General features: G+C 63.9%; 15 protein-coding genes. 6 read left to right on the top strand and 9 right to left on the bottom strand.

What is annotated here, in order from left to right; genetic code table 11:
- Positions 1 to 8: 8 nt before the first annotated feature.
- The gene (pvdN, locus tag AC3WK8_RS24425) at positions 9 to 1,301 is read right to left on the bottom strand and encodes a pyoverdine-tailoring periplasmic protein PvdN (protein WP_103326022.1); all 1,293 of its coding nucleotides are present in this window, start codon (positions 1,299 to 1,301) and stop codon (positions 9 to 11) included.
- A gap of 31 nt (positions 1,302 to 1,332) precedes the next feature.
- Positions 1,333 to 2,682 (bottom strand): pyoverdine-tailoring dipeptidase-like protein PvdM, encoded by a 1,350-nt coding sequence (gene pvdM, locus AC3WK8_RS24420; RefSeq protein WP_085600135.1) that lies wholly within the window; start codon positions 2,680 to 2,682, stop codon positions 1,333 to 1,335.
- A 173-nt stretch (positions 2,683 to 2,855) separates the two neighbouring features.
- On the opposite strand from pvdM, the gene pvdP reads away from it, so the two are divergent.
- Entirely contained in the window at positions 2,856 to 4,487 is a 1,632-nt protein-coding gene (gene pvdP, locus AC3WK8_RS24415) for a pyoverdine maturation tyrosinase PvdP (protein WP_085600133.1), read from the top strand.
- A 36-nt stretch (positions 4,488 to 4,523) separates the two neighbouring features.
- Here the strand turns inward: pvdP and AC3WK8_RS24410 are convergent, their stop codons facing one another.
- The 5 genes from AC3WK8_RS24410 to AC3WK8_RS24390 form a co-directional block, all read right to left on the bottom strand.
- Positions 4,524 to 4,949, bottom strand: a complete 426-nt coding sequence (locus AC3WK8_RS24410) for an SMI1/KNR4 family protein (RefSeq protein ID WP_103326023.1) — start codon at positions 4,947 to 4,949, stop codon at positions 4,524 to 4,526.
- Between the two features lie 27 nt (positions 4,950 to 4,976).
- The gene (locus AC3WK8_RS24405; protein ID WP_085600129.1) at positions 4,977 to 5,276 is read right to left on the bottom strand and encodes a DUF3349 domain-containing protein; all 300 of its coding nucleotides are present in this window, start codon (positions 5,274 to 5,276) and stop codon (positions 4,977 to 4,979) included.
- Positions 5,277 to 5,395: 119 nt separating this feature from the next.
- A complete protein-coding gene (locus AC3WK8_RS24400) occupies positions 5,396 to 6,805 on the bottom strand; it encodes an efflux transporter outer membrane subunit (protein ID WP_103326024.1) in 1,410 nt (469 codons plus the stop codon).
- A gap of 7 nt (positions 6,806 to 6,812) precedes the next feature.
- Positions 6,813 to 8,786 carry a MacB family efflux pump subunit gene (locus tag AC3WK8_RS24395; protein ID WP_103326025.1) on the bottom strand — a complete coding sequence of 658 codons (1,974 nt, stop codon included), beginning with the start codon at positions 8,784 to 8,786 and terminating at the stop codon, positions 6,813 to 6,815.
- A complete protein-coding gene (locus AC3WK8_RS24390; protein ID WP_085600123.1) occupies positions 8,787 to 9,959 on the bottom strand; it encodes an efflux RND transporter periplasmic adaptor subunit in 1,173 nt (390 codons plus the stop codon).
- Between the two features lie 323 nt (positions 9,960 to 10,282).
- Between AC3WK8_RS24390 and AC3WK8_RS24385 the strand changes: the two genes are divergently transcribed.
- The 5 genes from AC3WK8_RS24385 (at position 10,283) to AC3WK8_RS24365 (ending at position 17,192) form a co-directional block, all read left to right on the top strand.
- Positions 10,283 to 10,765, top strand: coding sequence for a sigma-70 family RNA polymerase sigma factor (locus AC3WK8_RS24385; RefSeq protein ID WP_177409198.1), 483 nt, complete (start codon positions 10,283 to 10,285; stop codon positions 10,763 to 10,765).
- Positions 10,766 to 10,914: 149 nt separating this feature from the next.
- A complete protein-coding gene (locus tag AC3WK8_RS24380) occupies positions 10,915 to 12,252 on the top strand; it encodes a lysine N(6)-hydroxylase/L-ornithine N(5)-oxygenase family protein (RefSeq protein ID WP_031320204.1) in 1,338 nt (445 codons plus the stop codon).
- Between the two features lie 678 nt (positions 12,253 to 12,930).
- Entirely contained in the window at positions 12,931 to 15,693 is a 2,763-nt protein-coding gene (gene mgtA / locus AC3WK8_RS24375) for a magnesium-translocating P-type ATPase (protein WP_103326026.1), read from the top strand.
- Between the two features lie 97 nt (positions 15,694 to 15,790).
- Positions 15,791 to 16,507 carry an MgtC/SapB family protein gene (locus AC3WK8_RS24370; RefSeq protein WP_053137281.1) on the top strand — a complete coding sequence of 239 codons (717 nt, stop codon included), beginning with the start codon at positions 15,791 to 15,793 and terminating at the stop codon, positions 16,505 to 16,507.
- Between the two features lie 328 nt (positions 16,508 to 16,835).
- The gene (locus AC3WK8_RS24365; RefSeq protein WP_306310251.1) at positions 16,836 to 17,192 is read left to right on the top strand and encodes a response regulator; all 357 of its coding nucleotides are present in this window, start codon (positions 16,836 to 16,838) and stop codon (positions 17,190 to 17,192) included.
- Position 17,193: 1 nt separating this feature from the next.
- Here the strand turns inward: AC3WK8_RS24365 and AC3WK8_RS24360 are convergent, their stop codons facing one another.
- Complete coding sequence (locus AC3WK8_RS24360) at positions 17,194 to 17,733, bottom strand: PaaI family thioesterase (RefSeq protein WP_085600117.1); 540 nt, start codon at positions 17,731 to 17,733, stop codon at positions 17,194 to 17,196.
- Between the two features lie 103 nt (positions 17,734 to 17,836).
- Entirely contained in the window at positions 17,837 to 18,745 is a 909-nt protein-coding gene (locus AC3WK8_RS24355; protein ID WP_103326027.1) for a LysR substrate-binding domain-containing protein, read from the bottom strand.
- Positions 18,746 to 18,822: the final 77 nt, after the last annotated feature.

The raw sequence follows: 18,822 nt of genomic DNA, 5'->3' as shown, positions 1-18,822 counted from the left end.
GCAGCGGCTCAGAGCCGCTTGGCCAGCAGTTTCATGAAGCGCTCGATTTCACCTTCGTTGTTGAGCAGGCCGGGAGCAGTGCGCACCACTGGGCCGACATCGCGGTCCACGGCGTCGACCACGACCCGGTTCTGCATCAGGTAGGCCGCCACTTGGTCGCAGTCCTGGCCCTTGACCCGGAAGAAGGTGAAGCCTGCCGACAGGCTCGGGTCCAGCGGGGTGACCAGCTCGATCCCGGAATGGGCCTGCAGGCGCTGCTTGAGCTCGCTGTTGAGCTGGTGGATGCGTGTCTCGACCTTGGCCTTGCTCAGTTGCAGGTGCAGTTTGAAGGCTTCGTCCGCAGCCCAGCGATGCTCGAAGGCGTGGTAGCCGCCCGGGGTCATCGAGGTAGCGAAGTTGCGGTCCTCGGAGAAGGTCGGGATGGTCGGGGTCAGGTCCTGGAGCTTTTCCGAGCGGGCGCAGATGATCCCGGTGCCGCGAGGGCCGAACATCCATTTGTGGGTGCCGGCGATGAAGTAGTCGCAATGCATCTGCGGGAAGTCCAGATTGTCCACGCCGAAACCGTGCACGCCGTCGACCACGTAGATGATCCGGTCCTTCTCGTCGCGGTCTCGGTTGAGCTCGTCCACCAGTTGACCGATGGCTCCGATCGGCAGTTTCACGCCGCTGCCCGACTGCACCCAGGTCATGCCCAGCACTCGGGTATTGGGGCGGATGGCGCGTTTGATGGAGTCCAGCACTTCGGCGCTGGAAACCTGGCTGGAGTTTTCGAACAGCTTGATCTTGCGGACCTGGGTGCCTTGCTTGCGCATCCGGAAGTCCAGGCTGAACTCGGTGGCGTAGTGTTCATGCACCGTGGTCAGGATTTCCTGGTCCGGGCGGACGTGCAGGCCACCGTAGATCATTGCCAGGCCTTCGCTGGTGCTGCCGGTGAGGGCGATCTGTTCGGGCTTGGCTTGCAGGTAGCGGCCGGCCCACAGGCGTACCTGGGCTTCGCGTTTCCAGGTTTCCTGCAGGTCCCAGTCCATGGCCAGGCCCGGATTGCGGTCGATTTGCGCGCGATAGCGCTCGATGGCCTCTTGCACCGGCCTGGGGTGGGTGGTTACCAGGAAGTTGGCGAAGTGGATGTAGTCCGGGTCCTGGGTGAACAGTTGGCGCAGCTCGGGCCAGGAGGCGATGGGCTGCGAGGAAGCGGTTCTGGTTGCGGTCGACAGGGCAGGCTGGGTGGCGGCGCCTGCCGCCATGGGCAGGCCCACGGCGAGGATCCCGGCCTGCTTGAGAAAACTACGACGGTCGGTCATGAAGACAATTCACTTCTAGGCAGATAAGGACTTAACGAGTAGCGACGGGCTTGGCAGATTTTTGCACCTGGTCCCAGACCCGCAGGAAGTTGCCACCCCAGAGCTTGGCGATATCGGCCTCGCTGTAGCCGCGTTGCAGTAGCTCGGCGGTGATGTTGCGGCCCTCGCTGACGTCCTTCCAGCCGTCCAGGCCGCCGCCATCGTTGAAGTCCGAACTGATGCCTACGTGGTCGATGCCAACCTTCTTCACGGCGTAGTCGATGGCATCGCCGAAGTCCTTGAGGGTGGCCTTGGGTTCTGTCTCGAGAATGCCGTACAGGGCGCTGGCGTATTCGCCAAAGCGCTGTGGCGGCCAGACGGTGATGATCGGGTCGCCGGGCATCAGGGCCATTTCCAGGCCGGTCAGTGGCTGCAGGTCGAAGCGCGCCCGCAGGGCATTGAGCTTGTCCCGGGTGGGCTGGCTCAGAGGGCGGATGTAGGCGCCGAAACCGACGATCTGCACCACGCCGCCGCTGTTCTTGATCAGCTGCATTTCCTTGTCGCTGAGGTTGCGCGGGATGTCCACCAGGGCCCGGGGGGCGGAGTGGGAGGCGACGAAGGGCGCGCGGCTCAGCTGGCTGACCTGCTCCAGGGCCTTGGTCGACATCTGCGAGACGTCGATGATCACCCCCAGGTCGTTGAGGCGGTGCACCGCCTGCTTGCCCAGCTCGGACAGGCCGCCGAGGGCGTCCGGGGTGTCGTTGAAGAACGGTAGCGGCCGGGATGAGTCCGACCAGGCATTGTTGCCCACGTAGCTGAAGCCGAACATGCGCATGCCGCGAGCGGTCCAGTGGTCCAGCTGGTCGAGGTCGGTACCCAGGGGGTAGGCGTTGAGCATGCTGAGGAATATGGCGAACTTGCCTTCGCCGTGCAGCCGACGGAAATCATCCGGGGTATAGGCGATGGCGACCTGGTTGGGGAAGTCGCGGACCATGCCGGTGAGGATCTTGTAGCGGGCCTCCTGCTCGTTGCGCGCGGCGTCGACGAAACCGTCGGTGGGGCGATGCGGTGCGTTCGGGCCGTTCCAGATTTCCGGCCAGCCGAAGATCGTCAGGGCGGCGCCCGAGAGTCGCCCGCGCCCGGCCTTGGCCAGGTCGAACTGGCCGGAGCCGTCCTTGTCCGCCTCGTTGCCGGTACTGCCGAAGTCCAGTGGTACGGTCACATGGCTGTCGAAGGAAATAATCCGCTCTTGCAGCTCCTCTGCCTGTTTCATCACCTTGACCGGGTAGCCGGGGTTGTCCCTGAACCAATAGTCCCAGGCCAGGAAGCCGGCGCCGGCACCAATCGCCAGGGCCAGTGGCAGGCCAATGTAGAGAGCCTTCTTCGAACGTGGTTTAGTCATTGCCATCTCAGTCGGATTCGCCATCAGGGTGCAGGCACAGGAGCCTTTGCTATCTGGGGAGAACGAGCGGCGGCGGGGGAAATTTAACGTGGTGGCGCGGCCGGTAAATTTCCCCCGGCAGCAAACGTCCTTGCTTGGATAAAGCCTGCTTCATGGCTGACACAGGTAGGGCAATGACGATTTCTCGACGAGGGTTCATGGCTGGCTTGGCGCTGACTGGCGCTGCGGTGCCGGCGGCGCTTTACGTGCATCGTGAGTTGACGCGTGAAGAAGAATTTCCGATCACCCCCGGCGAAGCGGCGGTGGAGCTGGCGGATACCGCCGGGCAGCGCCTGGCGGACCAACTGCGAGGTATCTGGAGCATTCGCTTCGAGGGCGCTGACGCTGGCCTGGAAGGCCTGCCATCCCGGAATCTGGAGCTGTTCATCGACGTCGCCCAGCGCGGGCGTGGCTTGCGCGGCTACCTGGATACCGCCGAGGGGCTGCGAGGGCCGGGCGAGCCGCGCTACCAAGTGGTGGGCGACCTGGTCAGTCCGCAACCCGGACAGATGTACTGGCGCCTGATTCGCTCCGATGCTCTGGATGGTGCTGCCAGCTACGAGTTCAGCATGACCCTGGATGAGGTCTGGGCTGATTTCGGCAACGCCGGCAGCGGCACCCTCAGTGGCCGGGTCGAGCGATTGGACCGGCCGCTGATGCTGGTTGCCCAGGACAATCGCTTCGTAGCCACCAAGCACCTGTTCCCCGAAGCCCGGCAACGTATCGCGCTCAACTCGACCCTGATGACCTGGCTGATATCCCCCGAACATCGGCTGTTCCACCAGCTGTGGCATGCCACCCGGGACAAGTGGCATCGATTGACCGAGGAAAAACGTGAGGCCCTGCGTGGTATCGGCTGGCAGCCAGGCCCCAGGGACAAGGAGCGTGATGCCCGTGGCCCGAAGAAGGATCGCAATGGTTCGGGGATCGATTTCTTCTTCATGCACCGGCACATGCTCGGTACTGCGCGGTCCATGCAGGACTTGCCGTCCTGGCAGCACTTTCCCCTGCCGCAGCCGGAGTTGTTGCGCGATCGCCTGGGCTTCGCTCGTTACTTCGACAATCACGATGGCGGTTCCCTGCCGCCCTGCTGGTTGGCCCAGGACGATGACGAATACAGCCAGTGGGTCAGCGATATCAAGGCCACCGAGACCTACCAGGGCAACTTCCTGGTCTGGGAGTCGCAATATCGCGACCCGCGCTACCTGGCGAAGCTGACCCTCGGCCAGTTCGGCTCGGAGATCGAGCTGGGCCTGCACGATTGGTTGCACATGCGCTGGGCGTCGGTGCCGCGTGATCCTTCCAGTGGCGTACCGGTGCCCATGGCCCGCGATCCGGCGGACTTCTCCGCACGCTGGTACCAGTCGGAAAACGACTTCCTGGGAGACCCTTTCTCATCCCATGTCAGTCCGGTGTTCTGGCGTTTCCATGGCTGGATCGACGATCGCCTGGAAGACTGGTTCCGTGCCCACGAGCGCTTCCATCCTGGAGAGCTCGAACGCCTGGAGGTCAACGGCGTGCCCTGGTTCGCTCCCGGACGCTGGGTCGAGGTGGATGACCCGTGGCTGGGGCCGGTGACCCATGGTTGCAGCACCACGCCGGGATTGCAGGTGGGCAAGAGCGTGGAAATGGACCCGGAAACCATGAAGCTGGCCCTGCGCATCACCTTCATCGACGATGAAAAGCAGCTGGCCGACCTGTTCCGCAAGGTGCCGCGTCGCCCCTGGTATGCGCGGCACTTGAAGGTCAAGGAGCGGCTGTTCTAGCGGCAGGAGCCGCCTTGGTTCCGGGCGGCGCCACGTTCAGTTGGCAAGGGCCGTGGCGGCCAGGAAGCTGAACAGTCCTGGGTACTTGGTCTGTTGCCATTGTTCGAGGCCGTGGTCGAAAAACAGCACCTGCTCCAGGCATTGGCCGTTTTCTATCCCGAAGCCGTAGAAGTCGCCGCAGCCATTGTCTGAAAACAGCAAATGGCTGCTGCCGGCGCTGTTGTTTCTACCCAGGTTGAAATCGCTGGTTGGGTCCAGCGAATACACGATTCCCAAGGCAAAGTAACCGCCGCCACATACCTTGAGGAAATGCCGGTATTGAGCAGGGAGGCGCAGCGCCATGGCCTTTTCAAATTCGATGATTGCAGCTTCGCTGGCGAGGCTGTCCGAGGGCAGTTCGAACCAGATGGGGTTGGCCTTGCGCTGGTGGTCCAGCTGTTGCTTGAAGTGGTCGAAATCCATTGCTCGGTCCGTCGATGCGTCGGGTATTCAGTCGTCAGCCAGGAGCTTGGCGACGCCGTGGCGGTGCAGGTGGGTGTTCAGCGATGCGATCGCCTGCTGGCTGGGTTTGGCGAGGGTCACGGCCTGGTGGATGTCGTTCAGCACGAGTGCGGGGTCGCGCTGGGTCAGCTGCGCAACGACTTGCGCCAGGTTGCGATCGGAAAAGTGCTCATACAGGACGGCCAGCAGGGCGTGGTAGTCGGAGGGCGCGACACCGTCGGGGAAGGCCTCCTTCAACGCTGATACGGCTTCTGCCAATGGCTCGTCCAGCTCGGTTCTGCAGGGCATTGGTCGCTTTGCTCGGGGATGGGAGGACGAACCGTCGATTCTAGGCGAACAACCGACCGGTTGTCCTGGCGGCTGGCGATGCACAAGGTTTGGCCAGCCGTCCAGGGGCTTTTGCAGGCTTAGCGCGTCGGTGCCGTGGATACCTGCCAGCCGCCCCCCAGCGCCTTGTACAGCGCAACGCTCGATTGCAATCGCGACAGGCGCAGTTGCACATTCTGGTCCTGTGCAGCGTAGAGGGTGCGCTGGGTGTCCAGGACCGATAGCAGGTCTTCGGCCCCGGCCTGGTAGCGACTCTGGGCGATATCGAACGCCCGTTGCGCCTGTTCCAGCTCCTCGCTCTGCCATTGCCGTTGCTGGTCCAGGCCGCGAATGTTGTTGAGGGCTTTTTCCACATCGGCGAAGCCGTTGATGATCGCCCCGCGGTAGGTCTCCAGCAGCTCTTCCTGGCGTGCCGTGGCCCGGTCGCGTTCCGCGCCCAGGCGCCCGGCATTGAAGATCGGTGCCACCAGGCCGGAAGCCAGGTTGTAGAAGGGGTTGCGCAGGACGTCGTCGAACTTGTTGGCGCTCGAGCCCAGCCTTGCCGTCAGGGTCACGGTGGGCAGCATGGCAGCCCGGGCCACACTGACATCGGCCTGGGCTGCCGCGAGCCGGACTTCGGCGCTGGCGATATCCGGGCGGCGGGTCAGCAGTTCGCTGGGGACTCCGGCATCGATGTCCGGCCAGGTCAGCTCGGCGAAAGGTTGTGCGTTCAGGGCCAGGCTCTGCACTGGCCGGCCGAGCAAGGTGGCGAGGGTGATCAGGGCTTCTTCGGCCTGCTGTTGCACCAGCGGTACTTGGCGTTGCTGGCTCGCCACCAGGCTCTTTTGCTGGGCCAGTTCCAGGGCCGTGGCCGAGCCTGAGTCGTAGCGGGTCTGGACCAGGCGCAGGACGCGCTGGGCGTTGGCCAGGTTGAGCTCGGCGATCCGCGTTTGTTCCCGTAGCGCAAGTAGTTGGGCGTAGTTGTTGGCCACGCCGCTGAGCAGGGTCAGCTCCACGGTGGCGCGGTCGAATTCGCTGGCTTGGGCGCCGAGCAGAGCGCTATCGCGGGCTGCGCGCCTGCCCCCCCAGAAGTCGACTTCGTAGGTGGCGCTGAGCCCGGCGTCGAACGTATTCGTGGTCTTGTCGCTGCTGGTGCTGTCTTGCTGGTTGCTGCCTTTGCCGCCCATGCGCTTTTGCCGGCTGGCATTGAAACTGCCTTCGACCGAGGGCAGGAGCGGGGCGCCGGCCACGATGGCGCTGGCCTGGGCCTGGCGGACGCGGGCCATGGCCGCTGCCAGGTCATGGCTGCCGGTTCGCGCTTCGGCGATCAGGCGGTCCAGTTCCGGGCTGCCGAAGCGGGCCCACCAGCGCGGGTCCTGTTGCTGGCCTTCGCGGTTGTTGGGGGCATGCCAGGCCGTTGGCGCTTGCAGGCCGCTGTCCGGGTGTGGAGTGGAGCTGCTGCAGGCCGCCAGCAAGATGCTGGTGGCAATCAGGGTCAGGGTGGTCTTCATCGATCGATCATTCACTGGTAAGGGCCGTGACCGGGTCGAGCCGGGCAGCTTTGCGGGCCGGCATGAAGCCGAAGACGACACCGGTGACCAGGGCGCAGGCGAAGGCGCCGAGTACCGCGGCCAGGGAAAATGCTACCGCCACTTCGCTGAGGATCAGCACGCCGCCGATGATCAGCGCTACGCCGATGCCGGTCAGTCCGCCGACCACCGAGAGCATCACCGCCTCGGTGAGGAACTGGCGCAGGATGTCCCGCTGGCGGGCGCCGGTGGCCATGCGGATGCCGATCTCGCGGGTACGCTCGCGCACGGTCATGAGCATGATGTTCATCACACCGATGCCGCCGACCAGCAGGGAGATGGCGGCGATGGCGCCGAGCATCAGCGACAGGGTGTTCTGGGTCCGGGCCTCGGCCTGGATCATCGCGGCGTTGTTGGTCAGTTCGTAGTCGCGTTTGCCGTGGTGCAGGCGCAGCATCAATTGGTCGATGGCTTGCTCGGTTTCCTTGACCTTGCTGGCATCGGCGGCGGCAATGGCGACGTATTCCGGGTTGCGGCTGCCGAACAGCCGGGTGCTGGCAGCGGAATAGGGCACGGCGATGCGATCGTCGCTGTCGCTATCTCCCGAGCTGGCGCCCTTGCCCACCAGTACGCCCACCACCTGGAAGGGAACGTTCTCGATCAGGATGTATTGGCCGATGGGGTTGGCCACATCCTTGAGCAGTTTTTCCCGCACCTTGTGGCCGATCACGGCCACGGCGGAGGCCGCGTGCTCGTCGGCGTCGCTGAAGTAACTGCCTTCGGCTACCGGCCAGTTGAAAATATGCGGAAAGTTGGTGTCGTTGCCGCCTACATAGGCCATGTAGTCACGGTTGCCGAAGCGCACGCCTGCCTCTGAGCCATTGACCGGCATGATGCGCTTGACCTGGGGCAGGGCGCCTACGGCGGCGACATCGTCCAGGGTAATGATCCCGGCGGGTGTCCGCGGGTTTGGCGAGTAGCCGCTGAGGTAGATGATGTTGGAGCCAAAGGCACCCATCTGTGCCATGACCTGGCGCTTGCTGCCTTCGCCCACGGCCAGCATCACCACTACCGAGGCCACGCCGATGATGATCCCCAGCAGGGTGAGGGCGGTGCGGAACCGATTGATCCACATCACTCGCCAGGCGGCTTGTACTGCTTCCACCAGCTCGCCTTTCCAGGCGCCGGTAGGTTCGCTGCCATCGGCCAGGCGCTGGCGCAGGTCCACGGCTTGCAGGGCGCCGATATTGGCAGTCGCCTGTACGCTAGGGTCGGTATCGGCGGTGTCGCTGATGATCTCGCCGTCGCGGATCTCGATGATGCGCTTGGCCCGGGCGGCCACTTCGCGGTCATGGGTAATGAGGATCACCACGTGACCCTGGCTGGCCAGTTCGTCCAGCAGGGCCATGACCTCGGCGCCGCTGTGGCTGTCCAGGGCGCCGGTGGGTTCGTCGGCGAGGATGATGTGGCCGCCGTTCATCAGCGCGCGGGCGATGGATACCCGTTGTTGCTGGCCACCGGAGAGTTGGTGCGGGCGGTTGCCGGTACGGCTGCCCAGGCCCAGGCGTTCCAGCAGGGCTGCAGCCCGCGCATGGCGCTCGGCGGCCGGGGTGCCGGCATAGATGGCCGGCATCTCGACGTTTTCCTGGGCCGAGCCCGAGGGGATCAGGTGGTAGCCCTGGAATACGAAACCGAAGGCTTCCCGGCGCAGCCAGGCCAGCGCGTCGCTGTCGAGGTGGGCGACGTTCTCACCGGCGAACAGGTACTCGCCGCAGGTTGGCCGATCCAGGCAGCCGAGGATGTTCATCAGGGTCGACTTGCCGGAGCCCGAGGCGCCGACGATGGCTACGAATTCCCCGGCATGGATCGACAGGTCGATGCCGCGCAGGACGTCGACCTGCGGACTGTCGCCACCACCGTAGGACTTGCGGATGTTCCGAAGGTCGATCAGGGGCGTCTGCATTCAACCTCCGCTGCTGTTGGCAGGGCCGATCAGCAGGTGATCACCTTCGTTCAGGCCATCGAGGATCTGCACCCGCAGGCGATCGCTGATACCGACCTTGACCTGGCGTTCGCTGACCGCGCCGTTCTCGGCCACCACCCGGGCAATCTGCTGGCCTGGCGCCGCGCCGTCCTGCAGGGCGGCGATGGGCGCGGTGAGTACGTCCTTGACCGAGTTGGCGACGAAGAACACCTGGGTGGTCATCTCCGCCATCAGCGCGTTGTCGGCGTTGTCCACATCCAGCAGCACGGTATAGAGCACCACCCGGCCGCTACCGCTCTTGCTGGTGCTGCTGGGACTGCCGCCCCCCTGGCTGGTCTCGTTAAGCGGCTTGGGCGGGATCGGCAGGATTTGCCGTACGGTACTGGTCCAGCGCCGGCCGCCGCCGCTCAGGGTGGTGAAGTAGGCGCTCATGCCGGGCTTCACATGGCCGATGTCGGCTTCCGAGACCTCGGCCCAGACCGTCATCGGCGACAGCTTGGCGATCCGCAGGATCAGCGGGGTCTGCTGCTGGGCGTTGAGGGTCTGGCCTTCGCGGGCATCCACCGCGACCACGGTGCCGGACATCGGCGCATAGATGCGGGTATAGCCCAGTTCGGCCTGGTCGCTGCGCAGGCTGGCCTGGGCCTGGCGGATCTGCGCCTTGAACATATCGATCCGCGCCTGGGTGGCCTTGAGCTCGGCCTGGGCGGTTTGTACGTCCTCATCGCGGGTCGCCCCGCCGGCGGCGAGGTTCTGCTGGCGCTGGTACTTCTGCCGGGCCAGTTGGTTCTGGGCGTATTGCTCTTGCAACTGGGCCTGCAGGTTCTCGATGGCGAAGCGGCTGGCATCCAGCTTGGCTTGCTGGGTGGAGGGGTCGATTTCCACCAGCAGCTGGCCTTCCTTGACCGCATCGCCGGCTTCCACATGGATCTTGCGTATTTGCCCGGAGGCCTGGGCGCCGACATCCACATAGCGGCGCGGTTGCAAGGTGCCCAGGGCCGTGACGCTGCTTTCGATATCGCCCCGGCGCACTTGCACGGTGCTGAACTGGTCGCGCCCTGATGGAATGAACTTCCAGGCGACGATGGCGACGATGGGGATCACACAGAGTGCGGCAAGCAGGGCGCGTCGGGAATTTCGAGGACGTTTCATGCAGGGTTCCGGCCAAGAGGTATCGGCCCGTCGGTCCAGCGCCGGCACAGGGAACAGGCTGACTGCTGGTTGCCAAGCAAACGGCAGGGACGGGGAGCTGTCAGGTAAACGAGAGGCCGCAGGGGGAATTTAACTGCCGACATATGGCGTTACAGCTGCCCGGATAGCGAAATAAACCCACTGCGGCCCTGCGGTACTTTAAATCTATATGAGAATTACTATAAATTACGCAGGGTCGAAACTGCCATCATTGAATCACCGGGCCAACCGGCTAACGTCGGTCTCGCTCAAGGAAATAACCGTCATGGGGGCGGTTGGGAGCCATGTTGGAAAGTTACTATCGCGAGCTGATGTGCTTCCTCCATGCCAAGCTGGGTAACCGCCAGGTGGCCGAGGATGTAGTGCACGACGCTTACGTCCGGGTGCTGGAGCGTTCCAGCGACACGCCCATCGAGCAGCCGCGGGCCTTCCTCTATCGCACGGCTCTGAACCTGGTGATCGATGGCCATCGGCGCAACGCCCTGCGCCAGTCCGAACCCCTGGAGGTGCTGGACAACGAGGAGCGCTACTTCAACCCATCGCCGCAAACCAGCCTGGACCAGGGCCAGCGCCTGGAGATGCTGCAACGGGCACTGACCGAGCTGCCCCGCCTGTGCCGCGAGAGCTTCCTGCTGCGCAAGCTCGAGGGCATGTCCCACCAACAGATCGCCGAACAGCTGGGAATTTCCCGCAGCCTGGTGGAAAAACACATCGTCAATGCGATGAAGCACTGCCGGGTTCGCCTGCGTCAGTGGGAGGCCCAATAGGCCAAGCGCAGTGCGTCTTATTTAGTTAAATTTTTTTTCACTGTCCTCGTCCCTACTCAACAGACGATCTGCTGACCTTTGCGGGCCAGTCGGGTCACCGTGACACTTTATCCCCCGCGTTGAGGCGGTTTATCCAGAGGACACTGGAAATGACACAGGCAATTGCATCGGCCCACGTTCACGATTTGATCGGTATCGGTTTCGGCCCCTCGAACCTGGCGCTGGCCATTGCGCTGGAAGAGCGCGGCCAGGAGCACGGTCCGCTGGACGCGCTGTACCTCGACAAACAAGCGGACTATCGCTGGCACGGCAACACCCTGGTGACCCAGAGCGAACTGCAGATTTCCTTCCTCAAGGACCTGGTGACCCTGCGCAACCCGACCAGTCCCTACTCCTTCGTCAACTACCTCAAGCACCACGGGCGCCTGGTGGACTTCATCAACCTGGGCACCTTCTATCCGTGCCGCATGGAGTTCAACGACTACCTGCGCTGGGTGGCCGGGCATTTCCAGGAGCACAGCCGCTACGGTGAAGAAGTGCTGGGCATCGAGCCTGTGCTGCACAACCAGCAGGTCGAGGCGCTGCGGGTGATCTCCCGCGATGCCCAGGGCGCCGAGCAGGTGCGCACCACCCGTTCGGTGGTGGTCAGCACCGGTGGCACGCCACGGGTTCCGGAGCTATTCAAGGGGCTCAAGGGCGATGCGCGGGTCTTCCATCATTCCCAATACCTGGAGCGCATGGCCCAACAGCCTTGCGTCAACGGCAAGCCGATGAACATCGCCATCATCGGTGGCGGGCAGAGCGCCGCGGAAGCCTTCATCGACCTCAACGACAGCTTCCCCTCGGTGCAGGCCGACATCATCATGCGCGGCTCGGCCCTCAAGCCGGCCGACGACAGCCCGTTCGTCAACGAAGTGTTCTCCCCGGCCTTCACCGACCTGGTGTTCCAGCAGAACGACAACGAGCGCGAGCGCCTGGTCAGCGAGTACCAGAACACCAACTACTCGGTGGTGGACATCGACCTGATCGAGCGCATCTACGGGATCTTCTATCGCCAGAAGGTCTCCGGCGTCCCGCGGCATGCGTTCCGTACCCTGACCACCGTCGAGAAGGCCACCGCCACTGACCTGGGCATCGAGCTGATCCTGCGCCATGGCGCCAGTGGCGAGCGTGAAGTGCGCCACTACGATGCCGTGGTCCTGGCCACCGGCTACGAGCGCAACCTGTACCGCGACCTGCTGGCGCCGCTGCAGGCCTACCTGGGTGACTTCGAAGTGGATCGCAACTACCGCCTGATCACCGACGAGCGCTGCAAGGCCGGTGTCTACCTGCAGGGCTTCAGCCAGGCCAGCCACGGCTTGAGCGATACCCTCTTGTCGGTACTGCCGATCCGTGCCCAGGAGATCGCCGATTCGCTGTACGAGCATGGCAAGACCCGCGGTCACAGCCGCTCGGTTCGCGACATGCTGCTGGCCACCGCCAGCTGACGCGCCGGCCGCTGCCGCAGCCCTGCGGTAGCGGCCGCCGAAGTCATGAAAGCTTCATGTTCCACTCCTTCCTGAACCTGCGCTGAAGAACTTTTCAATTCCCCCCGGCAAGGTTTTTTCCCAGGTTTACTCTATAAAACGTGCGGCGTAAGCTGCGCGCGTTTTCAATCAATGGAGGCCCAGTGTGGGTACTTGTTCGAGTGACAGGAGTCAGCCGGTCTCGATAACCGGCGTGGTCCCGGCAAGATAACGCGCAGCCTTGATTCCTGCCGTTGTCTCGCCATCCAGCGAGAGGCGGCGTCCCGGTCGCGACCCATCCTGGTCGCCCCGATTTCCCTTCTTGATGACTCCGATCGATGCCCGATCCGGCCTGGTGCCGTGTCGCGGCTGCTTCGACGCGCAGGTTCCATGGACCTGCGGGCCGGTCCTGCGTGGGCGTTCGACGCGCCCTGTGGCAGCTCCGGCGGTACCTGCCTGTGGCGTTTCCAGCGCCGTCCGTCCAGGGGAACAGCCATGGGATACACCCGTCAGCGTCAGCATCGCCAGCAACATCGCCTATCCCTGATGGGGCGATTGCTTCAGGCGTGAGCCCAATCCTGCCTTGTTCCATCTCCCTGACTGTTTCGTTTCAACGCGGCCGTTTTTATGTCATGCACCGGCCGTGCAGGAGTCATCATCATGAAGCTCACCCTGTTGAAAGAATTCTTCGCCGGTTTCCTGCGGACCCGGCATTTCGCCCGGCACTTCCGGCGCCTGGCCCTGCTGGAAAGCTTCAGCGACGCCAGTGTCAGTCGCGATGTCCCGCCAACCCTCGCACAAACCCTGGTCGCGGCGGCCAACAGCGACGCGACGCATCTGCTGGACCAGCTCGGCAGCCACACCGATGGCTTGAGTACCGAGGAAGCCGAGGCCCTGCGTGAGCGCCACGGCCTCAATGAAGTCGAGCACGAGCAGGCGCTGTCCTGGTGGACCCACCTGTGGCACTGCTACAAGAACCCCTTCAACCTGCTGCTGACCCTGTTGGCGGTGATCTCCTGGCTGACCGAGGACATGAAGGCGGCCACGGTGATCTTTTCCATGGTGGTGCTCTCGACCTTGCTGCGTTTCTGGCAGGAGGCCAAGTCGAACAAGGCCGCCGATGCCCTCAAGGCCATGGTCAGCAACACCGCCACCGTGATGCGGCCGGACTCGCCATCCCTGGCGCCGGCCACGCCCGGGCGCTTGCCGGCAGCCGTCGAGGTCGCAGGTGCGCGACGCATCGAGCTGCCCATCAAGCAGTTGGTGCCGGGGGACCTGATCGTGCTCTCGGCCGGCGACATGATTCCCGCCGACTGCCGGGTGCTCAGTGCCAAGGACCTGTTCGTCAGCCAGGCGGCCATGACCGGTGAATCCATGCCCGTGGAGAAATTCCCGCGCCAGCAGGATGCCGATACCAGCAACCCCCTGGACCTGGACAACATCCTGTTCATGGGCACCAACGTGGTCTCCGGTTCCGCCACGGCGGTGATCCTGACCACCGGCAACAGCACCTACTTCGGCGCCCTGGCCCAGCGGGTGAGCGCCACCGACCGCGCGCCTACCTCGTTCCAGAACGGGGTCAACAAGGTCAGCTGGCTGTTGATCCGCTTCATGTTCGTCATGGCGCCGCTGGTGTTGTTCATCAACGGCTTCACCAAGGGCGACTGGATGGAGGCGCTGCTGTTCGCCCTGTCCATCGCCGTGGGCCTGACCCCGGAAATGCTGCCGATGATCGTCACCTCGACCCTGGCCAAGGGCGCGGTGTTCCTGTCGCGCAAGAAAGTCATCGTCAAGCGCCTGGATGCGATCCAGAACTTCGGCGCCATGGACGTGCTGTGCACCGACAAGACCGGCACCCTGACCCAGGACAAGATCTTCCTGGCGCGCCACGTGGACGTGTGGGGCGAGGAGTCCGACGACGTGCTGGAGATGGCCTACCTCAACAGCTACTACCAGACCGGGCTGAAGAACCTGCTGGACGTGGCGGTGCTCGAGCATGTCGAGATCCAGCGTGAACTGGCCGTCGGCACGGCGTTTCGCAAGGTCGATGAAATCCCCTTCGACTTCACCCGCCGGCGGATGTCGGTGGTGGTGGCGGAGCAGGGCCAGCCGCATTTGCTGATCTGCAAGGGGGCGGTGGAGGAAGTGCTGGCGGTATGCCGCAGCGTGCGTCATGGCGAGGCCGAGGAAGTCCTCAGCGAGGAACTGCTGGCACGGATCCGCCGGGTCACTGCCGATCTCAACGAAGAGGGCCTGCGGGTGGTGGCGGTAGCGGCCCGGCCCATGCTCGAAGGACGCGACACCTACAGCCTGGCCGATGAGCGTGAGCTGACCCTGATCGGCTACGTGGCCTTCCTCGATCCGCCCAAGGACAGCACCGCGCCGGCGCTCAAGGCCCTGGCCGAGCACGGCGTGGCGGTCAAGGTGCTGACTGGCGACAACGAGCTGGTGACTGCCAAGATCTGCCGTGAAGTGGGCCTGGAGCAACAGGGCCTGTTGATGGGCAACGACATCGAGCGCATGAGCGACGAGCAACTGGCCAAGGCGGTGGAGACCACCAATGTCTTCGCCAAGCTGACCCCGACCCACAAGGAGCGCATCGTCCGCCTGCTCAAGGCCAACGGGCACGTGGTGGGGTTCATGGGCGACGGCATCAACGACGCGCCGGCGCTGCGTACCGCCGACATCGGCATTTCGGTGGACAGTGCGGTGGATATCGCCAAGGAAGCGGCGGACATCATCCTCCTGGAAAAGAGCCTGATGGTGCTGGAGGAGGGCGTGCTGGAAGGACGGCGGACCTTCGCCAACATGCTCAAGTACATCAAGATGACCGCCAGCTCCAACTTCGGCAACGTGTTCTCGGTGCTGGTGGCCAGTGCCTTCATCCCGTTCCTGCCGATGTTGCCGATGCACCTGCTGGTACAGAACCTGTTGTACGACATTTCGCAGATCGCCATTCCCTTCGATAACGTCGACGACGAGATGCTCAAGCAGCCCCAGCGTTGGCAGCCGGCGGATGTCGGGCGTTTCATGGTGTTCTTCGGGCCCATCAGCTCGATCTTTGATATCACCACCTTCGCCCTGATGTGGCATGTATTCGGCGCCAGCACTCCAGAGCAGCAGACGTTGTTCCAGTCCGGCTGGTTCGTGGTGGGGCTGCTGACCCAGACCCTGATCGTGCACATGATCCGCACGCCGAAGATTCCGTTCCTGCAAAGCCGGGCGGCCATGCCGCTGATGGTCATGACCGGAATCATCATGGCCGTGGGCATCTTCCTGCCGATGGGGCCGCTGGCCCACTACTTCAAGCTGCAGGCCTTGCCACCACTGTATTTCCTGTACCTGCCGCTGATCCTCGTGGCCTACATGGCCCTGACCCAGGCGGTGAAGGGTTTCTACAGCCGGCGCTTCGGCTGGCAGTAACGGGCAGTACTGGCACGCGGCGGGTTTTCAGGGGGCGGTGGGCTGCCTGTAACCTGCCACGGCTAGCCTGCCGCAGGTCGCCAAGAGGATCTTCGCCATGCAAGCCTTGCACAACGTCAACCTGGACTCGCTGATCGATACCCTGGTCAGCCTTAGCGCAGCGTTCATCCTAGGTGGGCTGATCGGCTTCGAGCGCCAGTTCCGCCAACGCACCGCCGGGCTGCGCACCAACGTGCTGGTGGCGGTGGGGGCGGCGATCTTCGTCGACATGGCCAACCGCCTGGGTGGCGCCGAAGGGGCCGTGCGGGTAGTGGCCTATGTGGTCTCGGGGATCGGTTTCCTCGGCGCCGGGGTGATCATGCGCGAGGAGGGCAATGTGCGAGGGTTGAATACCGCCGCCACCCTCTGGGCCTCGGCGGCGGTGGGGGCTTGCGCGGGTGCCGACCTGATCCTCGAAGCCCTGCTCGGCACCTTGTTCGTGCTGGCGGCCAACACCCTCTTGCGGCCTATCGTCAACAACATCAACCGCCAGCCGCTGGATGTGATCTCCGCCGAGGTCACGAATATCGTCTACGTGATCGCCCATCGTTCCCGGCAGAAAGCCGTGTTCGCCTTGCTGGAGGCCGAGTTGGCGCGTTGCAACCATCCGGCCAGCGACGTCGACGTGCACGCCTTCGGCAGCGAGGAAGTGCAGATCGAGGCGACGCTCGCCAGTACCTCGGTGGACGGTGACGAGCTGGACGCGCTGGTGGCCCGGCTCTCGGGCTCGTCGTTGGTCCAGCAGGCGTTCTGGAGCCCCAGTACCACCGAGTGATGGCCAGCCCAGAGTCTTCGAAACAATTACCCTCAGACACCTTGCTGCCTTGAGTGTTGATCGCCGCTTAATGTGGTTCGCAGCCTTGCGCGGATCTGACGACGAACTGTCGTCTATTTCATCGGCACGTGCGCTGTGCCGATGGCAGGACCGAGCTGGAGCGGTTTCAGAACGATCTCATGGCAGGCCCTGGGATGCTTATTCCAGCCTTCTACCGATTCAGGAGGACAAGACCGGTTCCTGCCGGTCGCCACCCAGCAATAGGATCAGAAGAATGTCCAACAGAGCGCTGCGCATACTGATTGCCGACAATCAGCATTTTCAACGGATGCAAATCGAGAGAGCCCTCAACCAGCTGGGTTATTACCGTATCGCTCCCGTACACCGGCTCGAGGAGCTGCTGACCCTGGTGGAGTACTCCAGCGCCCCGTTCGACCTGGCGATCATCAGCGCTAGCTTCGATGTCGCGGACGGCTTCGACCTGCTGGCCTTCTGCATGGACAACCGGCAATTGCACCAGGTGCTGATCTACGATTGCCCGGGCTGGCCAGGAATCGCCAGCCACAGGCGCCAGAGCATCCATGTCAGCCAGGCGCAGTTGCCGGACCGCGAGGCGCTCGGGCAACTGATGCGGTTGATCGATCCAGCGGATTATCCAGCCCAGGCAGGCCCCTGTCCGCGGTAGCTCAATCCCTGGGCTGGAGGATCATGCAGGTGGTGCTGCCGGTGGCATACAGCCGGCCATCCACGTCATAGATCCGGCCCTCGGCCAGGGCCGTGCTGCGGCCCAGATGCACAATCTTGCCCTCGGCCCGCACCGGGCCGCTGTCCCCGGTCAAGGCCCTTACATAACTGATGCGCAGGTCCAGGGTGGTGTAGCCCTGGCCCTGTTGCAGGCGGGTATGGATCGCACAACCCATGCATGAATCCAGCAAGGTGGCGGCGTAGCCTCCATGCACGGTGCCCAGTGGGTTGTAGTGACGGTTATCCGGGGTGCCCTGGAACACGAACAGGCCATTGCCCCACTCGATAGGTATGAAATCCAGCAGGCTGCCGATGGGCGGTGAAGGCAGCTCGCCGTTGCCGATCCCGGCGAAGAACTGTTCCGGCGTGAGGGCGCTGACCTCGGCCAGGGACAGGCTCCCGGGGCCGGCCAGGCGCGCACGCATGGCTTGTTCCTGGGCTTGCCATTGGGCCAGGGTGGCTTCACGGGTTGGGCTGTGCATGGGCTTCTCCTCGGCTGGGCGACAGGGTTTGGGGAAAATATTATGGCTGGAATATTTTCTTGCCCAGTGCCATACCTGCCATGGATCAGCCGTTTCCCGCGTTTCAGGCCATGTCGCTGTGGCTGAACTCCTCGCCGAGAAAATCGATCAGGCTGCGCACCGAAGGCAGCAGGCCGCGGCGTGAAGGGAAGATGGCATGGACGATCCCGCAACGCGGCGCCCAGCCGGGAACCAGTTCATGCAGGCGCCCGGCCTCCAGGTCCTCGCGCACCACAACCCGGGGCAGGTGGGCGATGCCGATCCCGGCCAGCAACGCATGGCGCAGCGCGATCAAGTCGTCGGTGACCAGCCGTGGATGATGGCGGATCAGGGCCTCGGCCTCGTCCGGGCCCTGCAATTGCCATTGGTAGTCCCGTTGCCCCGCGCCCCAGTGCAGGCTCGGCAGGCCGCTGAGATCGGCCGGCGAGGGCGGGCTCGACAGCCGCTGGAGAAAGTCCGGGTGCCCCACCAGGCATTGGGTGCTGTTGCCCAGCACCTTCATCACCAGGTCGGTGCTTTCCAGTGGCGGGAAGCGCACCCGCAGGGCGATGTCGAACCCTTCGTGGATCAAGTCGACCCGGCGGTTGGTGCTCTCGATGAACAATTCCACCAAGGGGTACTTGAGCATGAAGCGGGTGAGCATCGGCCCGACCCAGGAGTTGAGCAGGGCGGTGGGGCAAGCCACCCGTACCAGCCCCTGGGGCTCGGAACGATTGCGCTCGATGACTTCCGCCGCGCCTTCGGCCTCGACCCGCATGGCCAGGCAACGCTGGTAGTACTCCTGGCCGATCTCGGTCAGCGAGCAGTGCCGGCTGGTGCGCTGGATCAGGCGTACGCCCAGGCGTTCCTCCAACTGGGCGATGCGCCGGCTGAGCTTGGACTTGGGCATGTCCAGGGCCCTTCCGGCGGCGGCGAAGCCGCGATGTTCCACTACCTGGGTGAAGTAGTAGAGGGTATTGAGGTCTTCCAAGATCGTTCTCCAAATAGAACGCTAAGGGCGATTTTTGCAGTCTAGCGGGTCAAAGGTGCTGGATTTAAGGTGTGTCCATC

Source organism: Pseudomonas sp. FW507-12TSA (assembly GCF_058781435.1).
Note: the sequence above shows the minus strand (reverse complement) of the source record. Positions and strands in the feature narration are given on the sequence as shown.